The 21,078-nt window shown below is 49.8% G+C and carries 20 protein-coding genes; 2 read left to right on the forward strand and 18 right to left on the reverse strand.

Annotation, left to right across the window (positions count from 1 at the left end; translation table 11 throughout):
• Positions 1–37: 37 nt before the first annotated feature.
• The 5 genes from B5E53_RS07460 to B5E53_RS07480 all read right to left on the reverse strand — a co-directional run bounded on the left by B5E53_RS07460 (position 38) and on the right by B5E53_RS07480 (position 4,514).
• Entirely contained in the window at positions 38–451 is a 414-nt protein-coding gene (locus B5E53_RS07460) for an HIT family protein (RefSeq protein ID WP_087313694.1), read from the reverse strand.
• A 30-nt stretch (positions 452–481) separates the two neighbouring features.
• Positions 482–2,485, reverse strand: a complete 2,004-nt coding sequence (locus B5E53_RS07465; protein WP_162611837.1) for an alpha amylase C-terminal domain-containing protein — start codon at positions 2,483–2,485, stop codon at positions 482–484.
• A gap of 96 nt (positions 2,486–2,581) precedes the next feature.
• Positions 2,582–3,457, reverse strand: coding sequence for a tyrosine-protein phosphatase (locus B5E53_RS07470; RefSeq protein ID WP_087313698.1), 876 nt, complete (start codon positions 3,455–3,457; stop codon positions 2,582–2,584).
• A 167-nt stretch (positions 3,458–3,624) separates the two neighbouring features.
• Positions 3,625–4,002, reverse strand: a complete 378-nt coding sequence (locus B5E53_RS07475; RefSeq protein ID WP_087313700.1) for a hypothetical protein — start codon at positions 4,000–4,002, stop codon at positions 3,625–3,627.
• Positions 3,999–4,514 carry a type II toxin-antitoxin system antitoxin SocA domain-containing protein gene (locus B5E53_RS07480; protein WP_087313702.1) on the reverse strand — a complete coding sequence of 172 codons (516 nt, stop codon included), beginning with the start codon at positions 4,512–4,514 and terminating at the stop codon, positions 3,999–4,001. The genes B5E53_RS07475 and B5E53_RS07480 overlap by 4 nt, the downstream gene beginning before the upstream one ends.
• A 401-nt stretch (positions 4,515–4,915) precedes the next feature.
• On the opposite strand from B5E53_RS07480, the gene B5E53_RS07485 reads away from it, so the two are divergent.
• Both B5E53_RS07485 and B5E53_RS07490 read left to right on the forward strand, forming a co-directional pair.
• Entirely contained in the window at positions 4,916–5,266 is a 351-nt protein-coding gene (locus B5E53_RS07485; protein WP_087313704.1) for a hypothetical protein, read from the forward strand.
• A gap of 5 nt (positions 5,267–5,271) precedes the next feature.
• Positions 5,272–5,706, forward strand: coding sequence for a hypothetical protein (locus tag B5E53_RS07490; RefSeq protein ID WP_087313706.1), 435 nt, complete (start codon positions 5,272–5,274; stop codon positions 5,704–5,706).
• Between the two features lie 114 nt (positions 5,707–5,820).
• On the opposite strand, the gene B5E53_RS07495 is transcribed toward B5E53_RS07490, so the two are convergent.
• The 13 genes from B5E53_RS07495 to pfkB all read right to left on the reverse strand — a co-directional run bounded on the left by B5E53_RS07495 (position 5,821) and on the right by pfkB (position 20,937).
• Positions 5,821–9,231, reverse strand: a complete 3,411-nt coding sequence (locus B5E53_RS07495; protein WP_087313708.1) for a glycoside hydrolase family 2 TIM barrel-domain containing protein — start codon at positions 9,229–9,231, stop codon at positions 5,821–5,823.
• 36 nt (positions 9,232–9,267) lie between these two features.
• Positions 9,268–10,095, reverse strand: coding sequence for a Cof-type HAD-IIB family hydrolase (locus B5E53_RS07500; RefSeq protein WP_087313710.1), 828 nt, complete (start codon positions 10,093–10,095; stop codon positions 9,268–9,270).
• The gene (locus B5E53_RS07505) at positions 10,092–10,382 is read right to left on the reverse strand and encodes a hypothetical protein (RefSeq protein ID WP_087313712.1); all 291 of its coding nucleotides are present in this window, start codon (positions 10,380–10,382) and stop codon (positions 10,092–10,094) included. The genes B5E53_RS07500 and B5E53_RS07505 overlap by 4 nt, the downstream gene beginning before the upstream one ends.
• A gap of 63 nt (positions 10,383–10,445) precedes the next feature.
• The gene (locus B5E53_RS07510; RefSeq protein WP_087313714.1) at positions 10,446–11,282 is read right to left on the reverse strand and encodes a PTS system mannose/fructose/sorbose family transporter subunit IID; all 837 of its coding nucleotides are present in this window, start codon (positions 11,280–11,282) and stop codon (positions 10,446–10,448) included.
• Position 11,283: 1 nt separating this feature from the next.
• The gene (locus B5E53_RS07515; RefSeq protein ID WP_087313716.1) at positions 11,284–12,120 is read right to left on the reverse strand and encodes a PTS sugar transporter subunit IIC; all 837 of its coding nucleotides are present in this window, start codon (positions 12,118–12,120) and stop codon (positions 11,284–11,286) included.
• 14 nt (positions 12,121–12,134) lie between these two features.
• Positions 12,135–12,629 carry a PTS sugar transporter subunit IIB gene (locus B5E53_RS07520; protein WP_087313718.1) on the reverse strand — a complete coding sequence of 165 codons (495 nt, stop codon included), beginning with the start codon at positions 12,627–12,629 and terminating at the stop codon, positions 12,135–12,137.
• Between the two features lie 34 nt (positions 12,630–12,663).
• Positions 12,664–13,092 carry a PTS fructose transporter subunit IIA gene (locus tag B5E53_RS07525; protein WP_087313720.1) on the reverse strand — a complete coding sequence of 143 codons (429 nt, stop codon included), beginning with the start codon at positions 13,090–13,092 and terminating at the stop codon, positions 12,664–12,666.
• Positions 13,093–13,271: 179 nt separating this feature from the next.
• On the reverse strand, positions 13,272–14,621 hold the full coding sequence (locus B5E53_RS07530; protein ID WP_087313722.1) for a sugar ABC transporter substrate-binding protein: 1,350 nt from the start codon (positions 14,619–14,621) through the stop codon (positions 13,272–13,274).
• On the reverse strand, positions 14,618–15,295 hold the full coding sequence (locus B5E53_RS07535; protein WP_087313724.1) for a response regulator transcription factor: 678 nt from the start codon (positions 15,293–15,295) through the stop codon (positions 14,618–14,620). The genes B5E53_RS07530 and B5E53_RS07535 overlap by 4 nt, the downstream gene beginning before the upstream one ends.
• A 3-nt stretch (positions 15,296–15,298) precedes the next feature.
• Entirely contained in the window at positions 15,299–16,669 is a 1,371-nt protein-coding gene (locus B5E53_RS19700) for a sensor histidine kinase (protein ID WP_087313726.1), read from the reverse strand.
• 90 nt (positions 16,670–16,759) lie between these two features.
• Complete coding sequence (locus tag B5E53_RS07545; protein WP_087313728.1) at positions 16,760–17,743, reverse strand: sugar ABC transporter substrate-binding protein; 984 nt, start codon at positions 17,741–17,743, stop codon at positions 16,760–16,762.
• 230 nt (positions 17,744–17,973) lie between these two features.
• On the reverse strand, positions 17,974–19,908 hold the full coding sequence (locus B5E53_RS07550) for a fructose-specific PTS transporter subunit EIIC (protein ID WP_087313730.1): 1,935 nt from the start codon (positions 19,906–19,908) through the stop codon (positions 17,974–17,976).
• A 126-nt stretch (positions 19,909–20,034) separates the two neighbouring features.
• Positions 20,035–20,937, reverse strand: a complete 903-nt coding sequence (gene pfkB, locus B5E53_RS07555; RefSeq protein WP_087313733.1) for a 1-phosphofructokinase — start codon at positions 20,935–20,937, stop codon at positions 20,035–20,037.
• Between the last annotated feature and the right edge of the window lie 141 nt (positions 20,938–21,078).

Here is a 21,078-nt window from a genome sequence, read left to right on the forward strand (position 1 = left end):
CGCCTGCCGGGACAGCGGCTGCAGATATTCTCTATATTTATATAGCCTTTCTGATGGCTGCACGGATTTCTTCCAGCTGTGCTTCCTCGGACTCATGCGGCGTCCATGCCAGCTGTACATCATCATCCTTATAACGCGGCATCAGATGCAGATGGAAATGGAATACCGTCTGTCCTGCAATCTCCCCGTTATTCTGAACAAGATTCAGGCCCTCACATCCCAGTGCATCTCTCATGGCACGGGCGATGCAGGTTGCCAGTGAAAACAGCTTGCCCGCTGTTTCTGCATCCAGGTCATAAATATTATCAAAATGTTCCTTTGGAATGATCAGACAGTGTCCCTTCGTCGCCGGATTCACATCGAGAATCACACGGAAATGGCTGTCCTCGTAAACCGTCGCTGACGGAATTTTTCCTCTGGCTATTTTACAAAATAAACAATCATCTTTCATCGTCTCTCACACCTTTCCTTTTTGTCTCTGCTAAATACTGTGAAATGCAGGACCAAAGCCAAAAATCAATGCGGATTCCGGCGGAAGGGAAACCGTCATGGAATATGGCCTGAAATCACACGGCTGCCGGATGACAGCCGGATGCTGATTCACAAAACGTCCTTTTCCTCCAAACTCTGCCGCATCGCTGCTCATGAGCAGCCGGTATCTGCCGAACGCCGGAACGCCGACCCGGTAGGAGATCAATGCTTCTGTATTAAAATTACAGATAAACAGGAAATGTTCCTCACTGGCTGAAGACTTCCTGATAAAACTGATGACGGAAGAAACCGCATCCATTCCATTGACCCATTCAAAAACCTGTTCGCCCTCCCCGCCTTCGTACAGGGACGGGTATGTACGATACATCCTGAGCAGTCTGTGCAGATAGTTTTTGATTTTGTCATCTCTGACATCATCGGAAAGAATCTTCTTTCCCGGTATGCCTGTCAGAAACGCATAAGACAATTTTGCCTCTGATAACATATCATAATAAACCTCCTCCGACTTGTCAATCGAAGTTTGGTACAGGTTGTTCATATTTTTATAATCCAACAAAAGAAGAGAACGTCCCAGCCCGGATTTCTGAAGAGGAAGTGTTAATTTGAAATGATCCCTCCTCCGGCCGGCAGAATCACAGGACAGATATTCATCCAGACTCCATTTTATATTAAAATTCCAGGAAAAATCAAATAACTTATCTTCCATGTCCGACACGGCCCCGTCCGGTCTTATGAGGTTTTGCTCATCGGAAATGATAATGACTCCCGGCGCTTCCTCACGGATCATGCCCATGGCCTGGCGAAGCATCGCTCTCCGGCTCTCCGTATCCAGAGAAACCTTCGTTTCTTTTGCCTCATCTTTCACTTCGATATTATTGAATCTGTCATCCCAGGACCGGCTGTCTCCCGCCTGTTCCCCAAATACAAACCCATCAATATGGTATTCTGTCATCCAGAACAACAGATTGGATAACAGAAAATCTGTCACCTCTGGTTTTTCACATGAAATGGACTCTAGAGAAACTTCCAGCAGCACCCCGATGCCTTTCCGATGGGCATTCTGCACCATTCTCCGGAAATCATCCGGGTCCTCTCCGCCGGCCGGGGGTACAAAAAAATCACCGCCATCGGAATATACTCTGTACCCCAGAATATCCCTGCCGCCTTTTTTGCTGATGAGAACATGGGTAAACACATCCACCGGAACAGCCTCAATCTCCTCCGGCTCCCGGTTTAAAATATTGTAAATAACCATCGGTGTGTTCCTCTGATCTGCTCGGCGCCGTTTTTCCATCCAGTCGCTGTCTTCCCATGGAAAGCTCTTCACATTCAACATTTTAGATATTTTCCCGAACTCTCTGGCAACGCCATAAGGATCTGCCACACGCCATATTTTCCCCTCTGTGGTCTTTACCTCATACTGATACCCTGTCCCTTCCTCCACTCCCGGAAGAAATATCTCATAAATATCACAGTGGGCCATGCGGTTCATCGGACACAGCCGTCCATCCCAGTGATTAAAATCCCCCACCAGGCTGACACACTGCACATGCGGCGCCCACACCGCAAAGTACATTCCTCTCACGCCGTCGATCTCCATGGGATGGCATCCCATTTTATGATATGCATTCCGCCATCTGCCGCGGAGGAACTCTCTCTCCTCCTCTTCCGTAATCTGACACGGAAAACTGTACGGATCATAATGAACGATCTTCTCCCCGCTGCGCAAATACATTTCCAGCTGATAAGCAAATCTTTCTCTGTGTGGTAAAAATAAGGCGAAAACCGGCTGTCTCTCCACCATATCCATCTCATAAACACTTCCGTCTTCCGCAAGAAGCCTCATGCGGACCGCATTGGGATGACAGGCCGCGATTACCTGTCCGCCGGCCACCAGATGTCTGCCCAGTATCTGCTTCGGCACAGAACATTTACCAAAAACCAGTTTCATAACCTGGTCTTTCTTTAACACCTGACCAATCTCGTATCTCATTTCTCCACCCCCTGTTCCATGTAACACTCTCTGAAGACAAAGAAAAGCCATGGACACACCACCGCTTCGGCATCCTGGCTTTTCTCTGTTCGTACTTTATGGTTTCAGATATAATGTCTTCAATCTAACAATGTTGTCCACATGCAGCTCCACAGCCTTCTGCAGATAGTTATCCACGCTGATATAATCCTTCTCAATGGCATTGAAAAATGCTTCTATGTAACAGGTCTTCTTCCCAAAAATCTTCCGGGCGATCTCCTGATACCGGTCGTTCCCCGGAACTGAAGCAGGGAATAACTTCTCTAAAATGTACTCCACCGCATCCTCTGAAGACTCTTCTGTCGCAGCATAATACTCGATGATATCTGCCTTCGGCACACCCAGCGCATATAAAAGCAATGCACAGCAGATACCGCTTCTGTCCTTGCCGGCTCCGCAGTGCCACAGCACAGCGCCTCCCCTGCGATTCACCAACAAAGAGAAAAACTGCTTGATCTGCTTCTGGATCACCTGATTATTCACAAACTTATGATAGATCCGTGCCATATACGCTTCCGGATCAAACTGTTCTTTCTGAACCATCTCCCGCACCGCTTCCACAGCGGCATCTTCCATCTTATCCGAACAATGATTCAAAATAAACAATGCCTTCAGATGCTTCTCAAGAATCTCTTTCTCCCCTGGAGTAAATACACTGGCTCCCTGGATATCCTCTTTAAAAATAGGATTCCATATATTCGAGATACCTCTGATCTCCGGGTCCGGATACCTGGTCCGCTCTGTCTGGGTCCGCAGATCCACGATCAGCTTCACCTGATACTCATCTCTCAACGTCTGCATATCCTGCGGCGTAGCTCCGAACAGCTGGCCGCTTTTTATCAGGTGTTTCTTCCGGATAACCTTTCCGTCCGCTGTACGGATACCTCCCAGGTCCCGGGCATTCTTCACTCCCTGTAAAGATATTTTTTCCATAATGTCCCCCGTTTCTTCTGTCTGACACTCTCCGGTCCACTCTCAGACATGCTGTCGTATAAAACCGAAATAACTACAAATATCCATATTGATATTATAGTAATATATTCCTGCAAAGTCAATAAAAACAGCGTCCCTCAGATAATCTTAAAGGAACGCTGTTCTTTCTATTTATGTAACGCATTGACAACCAGATTCTTCTGAAACTCCTCCATTCTGGCAATGATCGTCCGGTAAATATCCGGATATTCCTTTCTGAAATCAACAATCTCCCTGGTCAGTTCCCCTGCATTCACAATGGACTGCTTATGAGTTCTGACAAAGGAACGCTCTTTCAAATGCAGCAGAGGAACCTGCTCCGGTTCCAGAACCACATCGTAATGATGATCCAGATTATTCTGATTCGTCACCCTGGATACAGGCAAAATCACATAATCCGTGCTGTCCGCCTGACCGATGATCAGTACCGGCCTGTTCTTAAAATCGAGACGATGCGTCCGGTTATTATAATATTTAAAGGTGGAAACGTACGCCTTTCCTATCATTGAATATCCTCCGCATCCTCAAACTCATCGTAATACATATCCCACACAGAATCATATGGTCTGACCTTCTCCGCGTCTTTTTTGATATCCTCCAGACGCATCTTGGTATTTCCTTCTTCCTCCGGTCCCAGACCTTTCCGTGCATTTTTCCATGACATTTCTCCCAGCGACAATTCATTCAGCTTTCCCGCCTCACAGGAACCATACTGCAGAATAATATTTTTGGCAATATATGCGCTGGCCAGTGAAATCGCCATGGTGTCCATATCAAAGTTTCCCACACCGCCGGGAATTCCCGCCTCCCTGGCAAATCTCTTTCTCACTTCCAGGCATACCGGGCCGTATTTCCATCCCTCAAACTCTTCCGGAAACATCGGCTCTCCCGTAATGGCCAGAGATTCCCTCTGAGTAAAATAGAGCAATTTATGCAGTTTCATCTCATCAAGATTCTTCCCCGACAGCTTTTTATATTCCGTATAAATATACCGGGCAACATTTATCGCCTTTTCCACAAAGATTACCTCCTCATCCATTTTATTCCGGTGTGTCCTGTACGCTAGTCTGCACCGTTTTGGCCGCGCGGCAGACACCCATGACTGACCGCGCATCCGGCGGATCGATAACATATCCGCATAATCAATGCACATCCGGATGATCGACACACATCTACATGATCGATATACATCCGCATAGACAATGACACATCTGCTGGTATAGATTATTATACTCCCAAAAGACGTCCGGATGCAATGGGTGCCGGCAAAATAATCCCAAAATCCCTATCACGAATTTCTTTCAGATCACAGCGGACCCTTGCCATTTTTCTCTTTGTATTATATACTTGAAGTACCATTACTGAACGGTTTTCATCTGCAAACATCGTTCAGATGAACGTCCGAAAGAAGGAATGATTATGTCTGAAAAAAAGAAAAAAATCATCATTGACGCTGCCGGCACTTACCAGCGGGAGCTGCCCGGCGACATCGAATACATCGCCGTCCTCCCGCCTTCCCGGACAGGAGCAGACAGGGAACTGCATTTTCAGTGGTATACCACCGATGACGTGATCCTCCACGAAGGAAATTATCGCATTGACAAAAATGAATCTATCATCCTTTTTGCCGGCGGCAGACAGATTGCATCCATCACCCGGCAAAACGGGAACTACTATCTCACAGATGATTCTCTGACGCTATCGTTACGGCATCCGGAAAAGATTCTGAAAATATCGCCGGCTGCGATCACCTGTCGGAAGGGGGAGTAGATACATTGCTTACACGTAAAAAGATTATCTATATCACGATAGCTGCTGTTATCTGTATTTTCATATTCAGTGTACTGATACAATTGATTCCTGCCGACAATGCATCCCTCACGCATCAACGTGAAAACGACACCCCTTCCCATTTCTTTGGCACATACCAGAGTAATTCTCTCGATGACGCACAATATATTGCTGTGATTCCTCCTTCCTCTGATGAAGGAAGATCCGGCAGGTTCCAGTGGTATAATATCAATAATGTGATATTACAGGAAGGTTTTTATCACATTTATAAAAATGATTACATGATCTTTTATATGGATGGACAAAAAAGCGCCGTCATCGTCGACAAAGACGGACATTATTTCCTCTCCGACGGATCTGCCCCACGGGAACTTAGAAAAATATCCGAAGAAGCAATTGTGTGCCGTCCGGTGAGATAATAGAAAACTGCCCGCAAAAGGGGCGTCCCTTTCACAAAGGCAGAAATTAGAATTACCACTCCGCTGCTATTCCAAAGTCCCGGAGTGGTTTTTCTGTATCTTCACAATATTCTTTTAAAACTTCTCCCTCACCCGAAGTCCCAGCTCAAACACAAAATGTTCTGCATCCAGCCGGTACTTCTCCAGAAGCTCCGGTCCGCAGCTGCCTGACCCGACGCCGCTCTGGGCGTAGTCCAGGCAGAGAACGGTATACGGAGATTTTTCCAGCTGATAGTTGTGAGCTTTCGCTGTCAGTTCTTCCTGGGTGTACTCGGATATCTGGAAGGAAAATGTGTCTTTCTGCACGGCGGATTTTCCAGCGATGGCCGAAACTGCCGCAACCGCAAAGGAGAGACTGTTATTTTCCACGATCACATAGTCGCAGTCATCATGAGCGCCGTTTTCCTGCGGGCGGATATAGTCTTCGTGGAGCGCCCGGACGCTGGTCTCAAAACGTCCGTGCCAGCCGGACTGCCGCTTGTCGGCGTAACTTTCGTTCGGGCCGATGCCGCAGTAGGTAACTTCTGTCATGGATTTTGGCAGGAAAAGCCGCAGGCCAAATCGTGGCAGGAACGGGAATTCCGGCGTGCGGGTCACGTCCAGACGCACATCGAGGTGCCCGTCCGGATAAATGATCCACCTTGCCTGGATGTTGAGGATCCGCTGCAAATAGACAGCTGACAGGGAAAGCTGACTCTCCAGCGCGACTGTTCCCGCCGGAAGTTCTTCGTTTATCTGTCCCCCGTCATTTGGCTTCTGTCCTTCACCATCTGCCTTTTGTCCCGCACAGTGTATCTTCGTCTCGTACGCCCGGCTGATCGTCCGGTCGTATCCGGCACGAATCCACTGCTTTTTGATGTTGCGGTCGTTGTCTGTGGGTGCCCGCCAGATGTTATATTCCATCGGCTTTGCCAGAAGATTCTGGTTGTGATATACCATCTCTGAAAATATACCGGTTCTCTTATCGTAAACATAGCGCCAGTCCGCACCCCGCAGAACCACATTTTTGTCGTCTTCTTTCACCGCCACCGGGACAGCCGGATGGCCTTTCCGCATTTTTTTCAGACGCTCTCCCAATATCCCTGCCGGAATTCCTTCCCATATTGCCCGGGCTGTCTGATTCACATTATCCGCAGTTTCCAGCGGAATCTCATCAAAGCCAAGGCAGCAGCCTGCCGGGAGGATTTCCTGCCGGGCGGCCGCCTCTTCTGTCAGATGATAAGACAGCAGGAGCGCTGCCTTCCCCCGTTCCGGAACATGCACGGGCAGATACAGGCTGCCTTCGCTGTGAGGAGGGATGTCCAGGCAGCAGGAACGCGCCAGGTTGAAGGTATCATCCGACATTTCCTGACCTGCGCCGGTATTACAAGTTTCTGCGCCAGGATTCACTGATCCCGCACCGTTAATCATTCCCTCTTCCATTTCCACGCCGTCACAGAGCAGTTTCCAGGAAAGGTGCAGGTAATCCTTAAGGTTGGTGAAATCCATATAATTATGAAGGCACAGCTGGCCGCTGTTCTGGTCATAGGAGACCACCCGCGCCGGGCGGTACACATTTTTGTATTCCAGAAGGCCGGTGTGGACCCGGCGGTCCGGATAGACCAGTCCGTCCATGCAGAAGTTTCCGTCATGCGGGAATTCGCCGCTGTCGCCTCCGTAGGCATAAACTTTCCTGCCGTCCGGCGTGGTTCCTCTGTCGATGGCATGGTCGCACCATTCCCACACGAAACCGCCGCACACACCATCGTACTGTTCCATGAATTGGAAGTAATCTTCCAGATCCCCCGGGCCGTTGCCCATGGCGTGGCAGTATTCACATAAAATGTACGGTTTGCGCCCGTCCTCTTCCAGATACTCTTTCATCTCAGCGAGAGACGGATACATACGGCTGTACAGATCCAGATTATCGTAATCGTATTTTCGGATGCCGGAGACGTAACGGGCGCTCTCATAATGGGTCAGACGGGTATCATCAAACTGTTTCGTCCAGGCCAGGGCCGCCTCGAAGGTGCAGCCGTAGGCACACTCGTTACCCATAGACCAGATGACCACCGACGGGCGGTTTTTATCCCGCTCCACACAGCGCTGTGCCCGGTCCACGGTGGCCTCCGTGAAATCCGGGTTATCGGCGATCATTTCGTTCCAGCGCAGACTCTGGGTGTCCCAATCTTCTGCTTCCATATACCGGGCGCTGGTGCCATGACTCTCGTTGTCAGCCTCGTCGATGACATAAAATCCCAGGCGGTCATACAGTTCATAAAAATGCGGCGTGTTGGGATAATGGCTGGTGCGGATGGCGTTAATGTTATGTTCCTTCATGAGGCGCAGATCTTTCATGATCTGTTCCTCGCGGATGACAAAGCCCGTCACCGGATCGCTGTCATGACGGTTGACACCGTGGAACTTTATCTTCTGCCCGTTGATATATAATACATTTCCTTCTATGTGAATCTCCCGGAAACCGATATGGTCGGTGATCACTTCCCGGGCATTTCCGCAGACAGTCTCGTAAATCATCGTGTAAAGATATGGGGCTTCCGCATTCCAGAGATGCGGATGCTCCACTTCCATATGCAGGCGTCCATCTGTCGTCTGTCGTTCTGCCACCAGATTGCCGCCGGCGTCCAGCAGACGACAGGTGACCGGAATCATCTTATCGAAAAATTTGAATGTAATGTCAATTTGACCTGTACAGTAAATTCCGCCGGATGCAGAACCAGTCTTTTCGTCAGATTCCATCTTTCCTTCTGCCTGCCGTTCTTCCGCCTGTGCCGCGTTAGCAGGTGCCGATGCTGTCCGCCCGTCTTTTTCCGGCACCGCCTTCACAAAGTAATCAAAGATGCCCTGTTCCGGCCGCAGCAGCAGATACACATCCCGGAAAATGCCGCTCATGCGGAATTTATCCTGGGATTCTAGATAACTGCCGTCGCACCATTTCATCACCAGAACCGCCAGCACATTTTCTCCATCGCGCAGCTGGTCTGTCACCCGGAACTCGCTGGTACAGTGGGACACCTGACTGTATCCGATGAAAACGCCGTTCAGCCACACATAGAAGCAGGAGTCCACACCCTCAAAATTAAGGTAGGCCTCCGGAGCATCCTGCCGCCGCTCATAATCAAACCGGTGAATATATGCGCCGCACGGATTGTCCTGGGGCACGTAAGGCGGGTCCAGAGGAAACGGATAACGGATGTTGCTGTACTGATGCCGGTCGTATCCGTAATTCTGCCACACACCGGGCACCGGGATTTCACCAAAGTCCGCCGCCGGGAATCCTTCCTCAAAAAACTTCTCTTTCAGATCATAAATACTCTCGTAGTAACGGAACTTCCAGTTTCCGTTCAACAGCACAAAACGGTCGGAGCAGTTTCGTTTCTCTCCGGCCGTATTCATGGAAGCCGAAGCGGGAATATAATAAGCCCGGTTCGGCATGGTATTCAGATGAAGGGTTGTAAGATCTTCATAATATTTTGGAACAAGCATATAGTCTCTCCTTGTGAAAATTTGTACTTGTTAAGACTATAATTCCCCTGCCATTATTTTGTCAAGAGCAACTGCAACGCCGTCCTCCTCGTTGGACAGGGTGATGTGATCGGCGATCTGTTTTAGTTCGTCCACCGCATTTCCCATGGCGACGCCAAGGCCTGCGGTCTGGATCATCGGGATATCCATCTCATGGTCGCCGAAGGCGACAGTCTCATCAAGAGAAATGTGCAGGATATCGCAGACCTTTTTTAGCACAGAACCCTTGTCGATATCTCCCGGGAATATCTCCAGAAAGAAATCTGCGGATTTGGCCATGGAAATATCCGGCCAGATCCCACGGCGGATATTTTCTGCCATTTCGTCTTTGATCTGGTTGATGAGCTCCGGTCTGGCATGAATGAGCAGCTTGCTGGGTCCGGTGTTTTCTCTGTCCCAACGGCCGGCCAGCTCTTCCACTTTCATGATCTGCGGATGATAACCGATAATTTCTATCTCTTTTTCAATTCGGTCATCCATGCCCGTCACATACCAGTCTCTGTCATGGAAAATCCACAGATTCAGATGATTCTTCCTGGCGCACTGCCGGAAGATCCCCTCCATGGATGCCGTGCTGAAATGTTCGGCGCTGATGCATGTATCGCCGTCCAGAATATAGGAACCGCCGTCACATATTTTTATGCAGGATACTCCCAGTTCTTTTTCGATAGGTTCCACGCCTGCGGGCATTCTGGCAGAATTGAGCACGATGCGCGCTCCTTTAGAAGCGGCTCTGCGGACGGCTTCCGCCACCTCCGGCCGCAGGTTCTTTTCGTTGTCCAGCAGCGTCCCGTCGATGTCCAGACATATGAGTTTATATTTCATGATGTTAAATCTCCTTCCAATATCTGCAGCATCTTTTTAACATTTCTTCTGCCATTTTTCAACCCCAGATTGAAAATCAGGGCCGCTGCCACTGAGATGACGGTCACGGCAACACCGAGAACGCCCAGGAGAGGAGTTTGTATGAGACCGGCGAAACCTGCGTAGGCCAGCGCCACACCCAATGTGGAAATCGCCATGGCGATCATTTTCCACCGATTGATTTTTTTCAGAGCTTCTGTCTGCATTTTAGCTTCCGTTGTAAGATTTCTTTTTTCAAGAGCGTTCATGGTGTTCCCTCCGTTTTTCTATCCCTCAATATCAATGTTGCAGCTTTAATGATTTCATTTATTTTAGTAAGCCAGACCCGGATCGAAGAATCCTACCAGTACGCCCACAAAGGCGATGACCACCAGAAGGAGCATGACCTTGATCGGAGACATCTGCTTTTTCGCCATCAGGAACCAGCAGAAGATGATAAATAATGTCGTGAGAAGTCCCGGAAATACGGCATCCAGCTGATCCTGCAATACCACATAGGCTTCTCCGGTTTCCGCGCTGATCAGTTCCAGAGAAGTTTTTACGCTTACCCAGGTGGCGGATACCGCACCGATAACGATGCCGCCCAAAGTAGTGATGGCGTCACGAAGCGCTTCGCCCTGGGCGCCGATCAGGAAATCAACAGCCTTTCCGCCCAGCTCATATCCTTTGAAATACATGAACTTCATACCGAAGTACGCGAACAGGTTCCACACGATAATGTAAAAAATGGCGCCCAGCGGAGAACCACCTGTGGACATACCCATGGCAATACCGAGAAGGATCGGGATCACCGTTCCCACAACCAGGGAATCGCCGATGCCGGCGATCGGGCCCATGAGACCGGCACGAAGCCCGTTGATGGTTTCCTCATCCACATCGTCCTGCCCGCTTGCTCTCGCTTCCTCCAGGCCGGCTGTGATTCCGACGATCACGGAACCCAGCTGTGGTTCTGTATTGAAGAAAGCAGTGTATGTATTCATGGCTTTTGCCTTGTCATCTTCATTGTCGTATAATTCTTCCACCAGCGGAAGCATGGCACACAGGTAGCCGAAGGTCTGCATATGTTCCTGAGAGAAACAGGTCAGATGGCCGTAGTACCAGTTATGAAAAGATTTGCTCAGCGCTTTTTTGGATAATTTCTTTTCCATATCATATTTCCTCCTCATCGTCGTCGTCAGCCCCGCCGCTGTTTTTCGTCAGAAGCAGCAGTTTCAGTTTATAGGTAATGATTGCGAACATTCCCGCAATGACCGTTGCGGAAACCAGATTGATTCCCATGGATGCCGCCAGAACGACACCAAAAAGAAATGGAATGAAATCTGTCATCTTCTTCACGATCTGCTTTAACAGAATCGCAATACCTACGCAAGGAAGAAGGGAACCTACGGTGAACAGTGTTTTCATTGCCAGTCCGTCCATAGGAAGAGCGGTCTTGATCATCTCAACCACATCGGCTCCCAGTTTACACATGATCACAGTCGGGATGAAAGAGCAGATCAGATGGGAAATCCACGGAAGTCCCATGTCCACCAGATACAATTTCTTGTACTGTCTCTTTTCCACCGCCTTCCAGCCGATATGCTGCCATACCAGGTTGATGGTGGCTGTTCCGTAAAATAATACGGTTCCCAGCGTACCTACCATGGTACCGAACGAAGTGGCAAGAGCGGTTCCCTCTGATGTAGCTGCGTCCAGTCCATAACTGCTGAGCGCCGCCATGGCAAGGGGAATACCGATGTAGCTGACCGCTCTCACGTCAGCGGAAACCGTTCCGCCCGGCGTTACCAGAGCGATGTATACCACCTGCATCGCGCATCCCACCAGAATTCCGGTGGTGATATCTCCGAGAATCAGACCACAGACCAGACCTCCGACCAGTGGTCTTCCCAATGTATAGTTACCAATTGATGAACCTCCCATACCAGGCATACTGGACAGGCAGGCACATAATCCAAGTAATATCGCCTGTATCCAACTAATTTCCATGACCGTGTACCTCCCTAGTTAAATCCAAATTGTCCGCGGAATTTTTTCCAGTTTCCGATTGCCTCCTCTTTAAGAAGCGCAAACTCCACTTCGTATCCGGCATTCATGATATCTTCCAGCGCCTGGGCTTCTTCCTGGGTGATGGACTGATTATTTCCCAGTTTCGTCGCTCCCGGCCTGTCGTTGCACGGTCCTATGATCACCGTATGGATACCCGGCTGGAATCCCTGGTCCACCAGGATTTTTTTCATATCCACCGGATTTTTCGTGATCAGGAAATAATTATCTTTGCTTTTTATGACCTTGTCTGATTTCGCTTTGAAATCTTCTAGAGACCACACAAAGGTTTTCTTTCCGCTGGCACTCTTGTAAGCGGCTTTCAGCACCGGATTTTTTGCCGCGGTATCGTTGACTGCGATCAGTCCGTCGCAAGGGTACTCCAGCGCCCATCTTGTACAAGTCTGTCCATGGATCATACGGTCGTCCACACGAATAAATGATACTGCCATTTCTTTTTCCTCCTTGAATCCTCTCTTCTTTGTATTAAATCTCTTCTTCCGGTTCTTCTCCGGAAATCTGAAAACGTCTGATGGCGTCCTTTGCCTCTGGAAGCAGTGACTGGATAAGCTCCTCTGTGTCCGTGTCGTCCTTCATCACAACGGCACTGAGAACCAGCGGCAGATTCATTCCTCCGCACATCACCGTCCGGTCAAGAAGTCCCATTTCCGCCACCACATTGGCCGCAGTGGTCAGCGGGGAACCGCCCACCAGATCGGCAAACAGCAGGATCTCATCATCACTGCCTGTCACCGAAAGGCATTTCTTTACTTCTTCCGCAAATGCATCGGCGCCCATTCCATTTTTCAGTCCCACGGAGAGAATGTCATCTCTGTTCTCTCCCGCGAACATTGTGAGGGCTGTGTGCATGCCGTGGGCCAGCTCGCCATGGCTGACCAGAAATACATATTTCATAGCTTTTCACCCTTTCTCTTTCCTGTAGCTTTGATAAAAGTATATAAAAAAAAGACGCCTGTTTCATCTCACAAGCGTCATGGATATTATGTTACATTTGTCAGAAATCCTTATGAAAAATGTAATTTTTATTGTATTTTCTTACAACAAGTTTTTATACTTAGCATCTTTTTATGCATTTATCCGTCATTTTGCTCTTCCAGAAAGCGGTTGATCTCTCTGTTCCAGATAATCAGCTCCATATTGATGTTGCCATCTCCCTCTATGATAGCATTGACAGCCTGGCTGACCCGTTCTTCCGCTTCCTGATACCCCGGAAAGCGGATGGAGACCAGAGATTTCTCCACCACCTTGCTCAAAATGGAGAGATTCAGACTTTCCTCACTGCCGGAATCCTCAATGAGACTCTGGAGGGTCTGTTCCGATTCCGTCACGGAACGGAGCACCGATACCCCTTCCGAATAATCAAAGATCTCCGCCTGTATCTCCGGCTCACTGGTGAGGATCTTCATGAAATCCCAGGCCCACGCCTCATGAGTGGTCTTCTTGTTCATACCGATGAGCAGCGTATCCAGGGTGGAAATATTGTCCCCCTGGCTGCCCGATGGCATAGGGATACAGCCCCACTGAAAACCAGAATATTTCTTCACGCTCAGCGGATACGGCTGATAGGCGCGGAATTCCGAAAAAGACATGGGCTGAAACGCCACATTTCCCAGATCAAAATCTCTCTCTGAGACATCATATCCGTCAGACAGCCCGCCCAGCTTTTCTATGAAATCAATCGCGGCCTCCACGCCCGGTTCCGTCAGATGACATTCGGTCCCTTTCTGATCAAACAACCGGATGCCGTTGGATTCCAGCGCCTCTGCCCAGGTATATCCGATTTCTCCAAACTGGTCTGTCAGCCCGTCTCCGTCTGTATCTTTGGTGACCGCCCGACAGATGTCATAGAACTCTTCCCATGTCCAGTCGTTGTCCGGCATGGGGATCCCCTCATTATCCAGTATCGTCTTGTTGACAAACATCAGCTTCGGCGCACATTCAAAAGGAAGGGCGTACTGTTTTCCACTGTAGGAACCACAGGCCAGAGCGGAAGAATAAAAGGCATCCCGGTCAAAATCCTCGTCTCCGTCCATCAGCGACGTCAGATCCCTAAGTGCCCCGGCATCCACAAAACTGCTGAAATCATCTCCCAGAACAAAGAATACATCCGGCGCATTTTCTGACATCAGTTCTTCTGCCAGCCACTCAGAATAGTCCTCCTTCAGAATGCCGCTGGTATAATCCACTGTCACGCCAGGATGCTCTTTCTCAAAGACATCAATGGCGTCATCCACGATCCGGTAAGAATATCCGTTCTGCACGTTCCAGTAGCTGTCCGAAAACACACCGATGGTCAGAGTATTCCGGTCCGCCGCATCCATTGAGCGGTCGATCCCGTTCCACAGGATCCACACTCCCAGACAGATCAGACCACAGAGAACACCCAGAATCAGATTCTTCCTGCGTTTTATTTTCTCTTTCACATTTTATCCTCCATGTCCCGATTGACCGCCCCTGTCTGCACCGCCCAGATAGCCAGCTGAGTACGGTCCCGCAGATCAAGCTTGCTTAAGATGGCACTCAGACTGTTGCGCACACTGCCGTCAGACAAGCCCAGTTTCCCGGCGATTTCCTTGTTGGACATCCCACGGCCCACCAGCGCGATGATGTGCCATTCTGTCGGCTTTAAATCCGCCGTCTGTTTTTCATCCACCTGAATGGCCAGATTGGTCTGAGCCATCCTGGAAAACAGACGCAGCACCTTGGAGGCGATATCTTCGTTGATCATAGCGGTACCATGATACACTTTCCGGATGGCTTCCGCCAGCTCCTTGGTGGAGATTCCCTTCAGCAGATAGCCGCTGGCCCCGTATTTGAGGGCATTGAAAACGTACTCATCATCATCGAAGGTAGTCAGGATGATGATGCGGATATTCGGATAATTTTCCTTGATGATCTGCGTGCAGACAACCCCATCCATCTCCGGCATCCGGATATCCATCAAAATCACATCGGGTTTCTCTTTCCGCACAGCGCGGATGACTTCGGTTCCATTTTCCACCGCTCCAATCACCTCAAGATCCTGTTCCATTCCCAGAATAATCTGAAGGCTCTGTCTCATGAGCTCCTGGTCATCGGCAATCAGTACTTTAATCATTTTTTATTTTCCTCCTCCTTTGATATCTTCCTCCCCGTTCTCTCCCCAGCGGATCGGAATATGCGCTTCCACAGTAAAGCCATTTTCTCCGTTATAGCGCAGTGTGCCCTGCAGTAGCTGCAGGCGTTCTTCCATGTGATGCAGGCCGAACCCTTTTTTTATGTCCGCACAGCCCTCTCCGTTATCCTGGATCCGGACAATGAGCGTGCCGTATTTCCGGCTGATATCAATCTGAATGGCCGTGGCATGCCCGTGCCGTATGGCATTGGTAATGCTCTCCTGTACGATCCGGTAGATGATCTCCTCCTCATCGTTGTTAAACCCATTCAGGGAAGTGCTGCAGTGGTAGTCAATGTCAATGTGAGCCACCGTCCGCATATCCTCCACAACGGTGGATATGGCCTTTTCCAGATCATATTTTTCCAGCGCGTCCGGCCGCAGTGCCTTCACAGAGCGGCGCACATCGGTGATACCCTGCCTGGCCACCTCCGTGATCACCTTCAGCTGCTTTTTAGCCATATCCGGCGCCACATCCATCAGCGCGATGCTGGCTTCCGTACCGGTGATGATGCCGGTGAGCGCATGCCCCAGGGTATCGTGGATCTCCCTGGCCAGACGGTTTCTCTCTCTGGTCGCCACCATCTGCTCCTTTTCCTCCGCGTACTGCTCCAGCTGTACATTGGCCTTTTGCAGTTCACTGTTGGCCTCGTTTAACTGCCGGTTCAGGGAGAGGATCCTCTCTTTCTCGTCAAACTGCGCCCACAAAAGCGATATCATATATACCAGAAAAATAAATGTATTGAGTGCGTTCAGCGCATTCTGCATTCCCGACATCAGCGCCCGGGCGTCGCTCTGATAATAATCCAGATAGACGGACAGCGGAATCACATCAAAATACACGGACATGAACTCATAATTGATAAACAGATAAAATAGCGAGATCACCACCGCCACCGAGAACTTGATCCGGGATTTCGGGAAATATTTCATGGTATCCGCCAGCACCAGCAGAATCACTCCCATGTAGCTGAAGCCCAGCAGATAGCTCACCAGAAACCCCAGCAGAATCTCTATGCACACCTTCACCAGCAGCGCCGCTGCTGTCTCGCTCTGTATGTACATCACCAGCAGACAGGCTCCGTAAAGTCCCGCTGCCATGACTATGATCTTCCATCCCTCCCAGGTAAATCCGTGGGCCGCCCTCATAAACTCCATGGCGGTTCCTGCCTGGGCATACCCGTGCAGACTGGCTGCCATAATGCCCGCCAGAAACAAAATAATCAGCAGATTTACATTTTTCATAACAATCAGAACATAATCTGATATCTGTCGTTTTGCCACCGCGCCTTCCTCCTTCGTGCCGGCATTCTTCATTTTGCTCCTTCTTCGGTTCCTACTGAGCGGATTTTCACCGGTCTTCGCTATCTGCCGCCGCCGGCATGTATCACCTCCGGTGCCTGCCGTCTATTGCCAGCGATCCGTTCCGAATGCTTCCACATTCTCTCCGTCAATCAGTTTCACCGGAACCAGCGTCATCTTCTCCACACTGTCTCCGTCCAGAAGACGGTAAATGGCGTCCGCCGCCTTGCCGCCGATCTGAGAAGGAAACTGCACTGCCGTGGCCTCCATCATCCCCTCGTGGATCAGCGCTTTTGCGTCCGGGGAGCCGTCCACACCGTACACATCCACCGTATCCAGCATATCTTTTTCTTCCAGGGCTGCAATGACGCCCACCGCTGCCAGATCATTGAGGCAAAAGACCGTGTCAAAATCTGTTCCCCCGGCGATGGCTTCCTGCATGCCAGGCATGGCAATCTCTGTCTGTCCTTCACACTCAATGGTTTTTACGATCTCAATACCCGGCTGTCCCTCCACCGTATCCAGGAATCCCTGTACCCGGTCTCTGCCCGACTGTGCCACCTGATGGGTCATGACAACCACCCGGGCCTTTTTATGCTGCTTAAGAAAATAACTGCCCACCATGGCCCCCGCGCCATAATTATCCGATGTGATGGTACAGTCCACCACCTCCCGATCTGCCACTCCGGTATCCAGCACCACAATGCGGACTCCCTGCTCTTTTGCTTTTCGAAGGACATCCACGATTTTTTCTGAATCCACCGGAGTCACCACCAGCACATCAATCCCCATGGAAAGCATCTCCTCAATCTGCGTGATCTGCCGTTCCGCATTGAGGGCCGGATCTCTCATGACCATCCGGTCCCCTTCCGCCTCGATCCTCGCATTGATCTCTTCGCTCATGATCTTATAGAACGCGTTATTCATGGTCATATAACTGAGTCCGATCAGACGGGCATTTTCCTTCTGGGTCACAGAATAATCTTTACCGGAAATATGTATGGATACCACTGTCCCCACCACAGCCAGATTGACCAGGGCCAGAAATACCCAGAAGAGTTTTCGGTACTTTTCTTTTATTTTCCGCATTCCCTGCCTTCTTCACCTCTCCCTCTCATTTACCATATAAAAGTTTACCATTTACGAAAATTTATGTTTCTTATTATAAAATCAAACCGCCTGTTGGTCAATTCTTCCGGATAACAAAAAGAGGCAGCACATATGGTAAAACTGTGCTGCCTCTCTCCGGACGCTGTGCCTCCAGCATTCCGGATTTCAATTACAGAATTTATATTTAAGGTTAGATTATAGAGAAGATTCTATTTTGCCACTGGTTTTCTCAAAACTCCCAGCAGTACCGCACCGATTATGGAACCGACCAGCAGCGCCACAATATACATCAGCGCATTGCCTACCACAGGGAATACGAAGATTCCGCCGTGAGGTGCCATCAGTGTACATTTAAACGCCATGGACAGTGCTCCTGCCGCTGCGGAACCGATCACGCAGGATGGGATTACATGAAGCGGATCGCCGGCTGCGTAAGGGATGGCTGCCTCGGAGATAAAGCAGAGACCCATGATGGCGTTGACCGGAGCTGCCTTGCGGTCGTTGTCAGAGAATTTATTTTTAAATACCCAGGATGCGATGGCAATGGCAATCGGAGGAACCATGCCGCCGACCATAACCGCTGCCATGATCATGTATCCGCTGTCCGACTGGGATGCCAGCGCTGCTGTACCGAATACGTAAGCCGCTTTGTTGAACGGGCCGCCCATGTCGATGGACATCATACCGGCTACCACCAGACCCAGAACAATGGAGTTTACTCCGCCCAGAGAATTCAGTCCGTTGGACAACAGCTGATTCAGCCAGGAGAAGAATGGGTTTACTGCCAGCATGATCACGCTGATGCCCAGCAGTCCGATCACCGGATAAATGAGCATCGGACGGATACCGTCCATGGAAGCCGGAAGTTTTTCTGTCGCTTTCTTTAAGAGCAATACCAGATATCCTGCCACGAAACCTGCAAACAGAGCACCCAGGAATCCTCCGGAAATCACGCTGATGCTGGAATCAAACGCAGATGCGAAAGTGGTTCCGGCGTTGGCAAGATAACCGCCCACGAAGCCGACCATCAATCCCGGCCGGTCCGCGATACTCATGGCGATGTATCCGGCAAGGATCGGCAGCATGAAGCCGAAAGCTGCATTGCCGGCCGTCTTAAAGAAGGCTGCCACCGGTGTGTTCATACCAAAGTTGGACGGGTCAATGCTGTAATCATCCAGCAGGAAGGCGATGGCAATGAGGATACCGCCGCCGATGACAAACGGAAGCATGTTGGAAACACCGTTCATCAGATGTTTATAAATCTGATGGCCGACTCCTTCTCCTTCTTCCCCGGCAGAGGCACTCGCTCCGCCTTTATGATGATAGACCGGAGCTTCTCCATTCACTATTTTTTCGATCAGTTCCTGTGGTTTATGGATACCGTCGGAAACCTTGACTTTCAGGAGCAGTTTTCCGTCAAAACGGGCCATCTCCACATTTTTATCCGCCGCGATGATGATACCGTCGCAGGCCTCGATTTCTTCTTTTGTCAGTACATTTTTTGCTCCGGAAGAACCGTTGGTCTCCGCTTTCAGCGGGATTCCCATCTCTTTTCCTTTCTCTTCCAGGGCCTCCGCAGCCATATACGTATGGGCGATACCTGTCGGACAGGCGGTAACCGCCAGCACCCGGTAGCCTGATGCCGGTTCCTCTGCCGGAGCCTCTGCGGCTTCTTCTTCCGGATATTTCTCTGCTTCTTTTTCATTGATGGCCTTCAGAAAAGCATCAACATTTTCTGCGGTGAGCAGTTTATTTCTGAACTCCCCGTCCATCAAAATGGTGGACAGTCTGGAGAGCGCTTCCAGATGAACGTCAGAACCCTCTGCCGGAGCCGCGATCATAAAAAACAGATTGGATGGCTGTCCGTCGAGAGCCTCGCAGTCCACACCCTGCGGTACAGTGATCGCTGCGATACCCGGCTGTTTCACTGCGTTGTTTTTGGAATGCGGAATGCAGATTCCATCCGCGATGGCGGTCGGTCCCTCAGATTCTCTTTTCAAAATCCCTTTCTTGAACTCTGCCTTGTCGGAAATATTTCCAACCTTGCTGTGAAGGTCAATGAGCAGATCAAGCATCTGATCTTTGGTGGAGACATCTGCATTTAAAACAACCGCTTCTTTTTTCAATAAATCAACGATTCTCATAATCATTCTCCTTCTTTTCATGACTTTATGGGCGGTACGTTCGCCTGTACTGCAAACATACCGCCATGCATTACTACGTATTTTCCCCTGTTATCTGGTTTGTATTATCTGTCAAGGTTATGCCGCCTAAAGCTGCGCCAGCATTTCCTCGAACATCTCCCGGGAAGCCAGTCCCTCGGAAAATGCGGTGGCGCTGCCCGCCGCCGTTCCATTCTTTAAGGCTTCTTTATAACTTCCGGTTCTCAGATAGCCGGCCACAAAACCAGCCACCATGGAATCGCCCGCTCCCACGGAATTGATCACTTTTCCCTTCGGTGTTCCCATCTGAATGGTCTCACCGTCTTCTGTGATCAGGATGGCGCCGTCTCCGGCCATGGAGATCAGCACGTTGCGCGCGCCCATTTTCTGCAGCTCTCCGGCGTAATGTTCGATATCTTCCCTTGTTTCACAGACCGTACCGAACATCTCTCCCAGCTCGTGATTGTTCGGTTTGATAAGAAACGGATGATATTTCAAGACATTTAACAGAAGATCCTTTGTGGCATCCACCACAGTCCGGATTTTCTTTCCGGAAAGCGCCGCAAGAATTCTCTCATAAATATCTTCCGGCAGAGTATTTGGAATACTTCCTGCCAGTACCAGGATGTCATCTTCTCCCAGCGCCTGTAATTTCTCAAAAAGAGCATCGATGGCCTCCTGTGTGATCACCGGGCCCTGTCCGTTGATTTCCGTCTCATCCCCGTGTTTTACCTTCACGTTGATCCTGGAATTTCCTTCCGGCAGATGTATGAAATCTGTATGCATCCCCTGGGCCGCCAGGCCTTCTTCGATGGCTTTTCCCGTAAATCCAGCCACAAATCCCAGGGCTGTCGTCTCCATGCCGAGGGTATTTAATATAGTAGAAACGTTGATTCCTTTTCCTCCATAAAAAATGGATTCTCTGGTGGCTCTGTTGATATCGCCCAGCTTCAGCTGATCCAGAAATACCACATAATCAAGCGCCGGATTAAATGTAACAGTGTAAATCATATTCGCAACCCTCCTTTTGTCTTACTTTGCCCAGAACCGCTCTGTTTCACTCACAAAAGCAGTCCAAAATTTAATATCGCCTGAAAATCTTAAAGTTTTCTTTCATTTATGTCTGAAACATCATAGCAGATTCTTTTCCCG

This window comes from Eubacterium sp. An11 (assembly GCF_002161065.1).
GTDB lineage: Bacteria > Bacillota > Clostridia > Lachnospirales > Lachnospiraceae > Anaerobutyricum > Anaerobutyricum faecale.